The organism is Okeania sp. SIO2B9, from assembly GCF_010672505.1.
Lineage (GTDB): Bacteria > Cyanobacteriota > Cyanobacteriia > Cyanobacteriales > Microcoleaceae > Okeania > Okeania hirsuta.
On record NZ_JAAHGK010001240.1, the window covers coordinates 1 to 2,258 of the forward strand.

Genomic DNA, 2,258 nt, shown 5'->3' on the forward strand with positions numbered 1-2,258 from the left:
CTGAAATAATTTTCTTAATTGTTTTAGTAGTATTTTTCTCGCGCACAATAAAAAATTGGATGAAAGAATGGATATTAGTTAATTTAGCAATCAAAATTGTTAAACCACTAACAAAATTACTAATAATATTTTTCAAACCAATACCAATGCCAATACTTAAAGCACCAGCAATTACAGTAATTGAGGTTAAGTCAATGCCTGCATTATGAAGCACAATTAAGATACCAGTTATTGTAATGATGTAATTAATAATAGAGGCGATCGCTTCTCTTGTACCTTTTTTGATTCCTAAATTAACTAATATCCATTCTTTCATCCAATTTTTTATTGTGCGCGAGAAAAATACTACTAAAACAATTAAGAAAATTATTTCAGTAATATTCTTGATGGAAAATGATTTATTCCCTAACTCAAATATTTCAAATATAACTATTTTAACTAAGAGTCTAAATATATTTTTTATTTCTATAAGTATCCAATTCATCTTAAACCCAGTGTATTTAATAAATGAGGAAAAATTAAATATATAAATTAAATAGCAAATGTAAAAGAGGTTCAACCTCAGTCTATTTAAAAATTGTGTAAGTAAAAAAATATCATTTTATTCCCCCTGTTGCCTGTTGCCAGATGAGCTGTTGCCTGCGCACAGCGCTATACTGACTACTTGCCCTTTATACTAAGCGCGTGAAGTTCCGAATGTAGAATTAAGAAAATTATTTCAGTAATATTCTTTAATGAAGAATGATTTATTCCCTAACTCAAATAGTTATTTTTTAAAGATTTTAACTAACAGGCTAAATATATTTTTTATTTCTAGAAATATCTAATACCATTTTGATAGATTTTTGTTACAAATAATTAAGTTATTGCTAGTAGTCATTAAGACAGAAGAAAAGTTTGTCAGCATTTATTGCAATTTGAGGATGAGTATTTTTAATAGTTTCAATATCATCAAAACCAATTATACCAAATTAAAAAAAGGTAGTTACATCTTAATTTGTCATTTATTGCTACAATTAAAAATTTTATATATCCATCAAATGTCAAAATTCAGCATTTTTTCCTCTTTTTTATCTAGTTTTTCTTTCCCTGTTGCCAGATGAGCTGTTGCCTGTTGCCCGTGTCGAGACTGTAGCAATATTTTATGAAATTGGTATTAGAGCTATTTCTCTATCACTAACAACTATGAAATTTGTACTTTTGGGTTATGACTGAATTAATGTCATTTATCCTAGCAATTATCCTCTAAATCAAGTTACTAATACTTGTGCATTTTCGACAATCTTTACTTCCCTTTGGAGAATAATTGCCAGATAAGTTCCTATTTCTACTTTTTTCATTAGCACTTGTTCTGCTAAAAATTTATGGGAGGATATATAATCACTAATTGCTTAAATTTATTCTGTGTAAAATTTACGAAATACTGCTAATTTTCGTGACTAATTTACTACCTATTTCATGATTTATATCCTTTTGTTTTTTTACTTAAAGGGGTTGAATAGAATAAATGGTTGATCTCAATACTTGTATGGCAATTATTAGATGAATTTTTAACCTCGATAAATAGTTGAATCGATTCCATATATATTATTAATTAAGTAAAATACTAAACTGATTTATGATACTCAATCTAATTTAGAGAAGATAAAAAATGACAAACATAACTTATTCTGACTTTGAGAAAATAGAAATAAGGGTGGGAAAAATTATTGGTACAGAAGAATTTCCAGAAGCCAGAAAACCAGCTTACAAACTGTGGATAGATTTTGGTGAATTTGGCATCAAAAAGTCTAGCGCAGGATTAACAAAGCTCTATATTCGTCAAAATTTAGTGGGCAAATTAATTCTAGCAGTTACAAATCTGCCACCACGTCAAGTCGCTAACTTTATGTCTGAGGTCTTGGTTTTAGGTGTGGTGATGGATGATGGAGAAGTTGCTCTGATACACCCAGATCGAGATGTACTACTGGGCCAAAGAATATTGTAGTATTTTGAGCGCCCTCTGGTTAGAATTCTTCTACCATCCATTCTGAAGCTCTCTCGCCTAAGTCTAGAGGAATACTAACTGCCTTACCTAGTCTAGGTCTTTCTTTTGTATTCTCAATGTAGTTCTTAACAGTTTCTACACCGCCAAAACCATTGATATAGGTGGCTATTGCATCTAGATGGGCCAAATAATCTACTTCTGTCATCGGAAAAGATACTTGTTCAAGGTACTTCCACATAACCTGCACAAATATTTTGCCTTTTGTCCGCCA

At 30.2% G+C, this 2,258-nt stretch carries 2 protein-coding genes and 1 pseudogene; 1 reads left to right on the forward strand and 2 read right to left on the reverse strand.

Annotated elements, in window-relative coordinates; all coding sequences use genetic code 11:
• Window positions 1-484 (reverse strand): annotated as a pseudogene (locus tag F6K13_RS29360) (mechanosensitive ion channel domain-containing protein); the annotation flags it as partial.
• Window positions 485-1,651: 1,167 nt separating this feature from the next.
• Here F6K13_RS29360 and F6K13_RS29365 point away from each other — a divergent pair.
• Window positions 1,652-1,987, forward strand: coding sequence for a tRNA-binding protein (locus tag F6K13_RS29365; protein WP_124147626.1), 336 nt, complete (start codon window positions 1,652-1,654; stop codon window positions 1,985-1,987).
• A 19-nt stretch (window positions 1,988-2,006) separates the two neighbouring features.
• On the opposite strand, the gene F6K13_RS29370 is transcribed toward F6K13_RS29365, so the two are convergent.
• Window positions 2,007-2,258 (reverse strand): DUF3067 family protein (locus F6K13_RS29370; protein WP_287289320.1); only part of this gene is annotated, 252 nt, incomplete at its 5' end.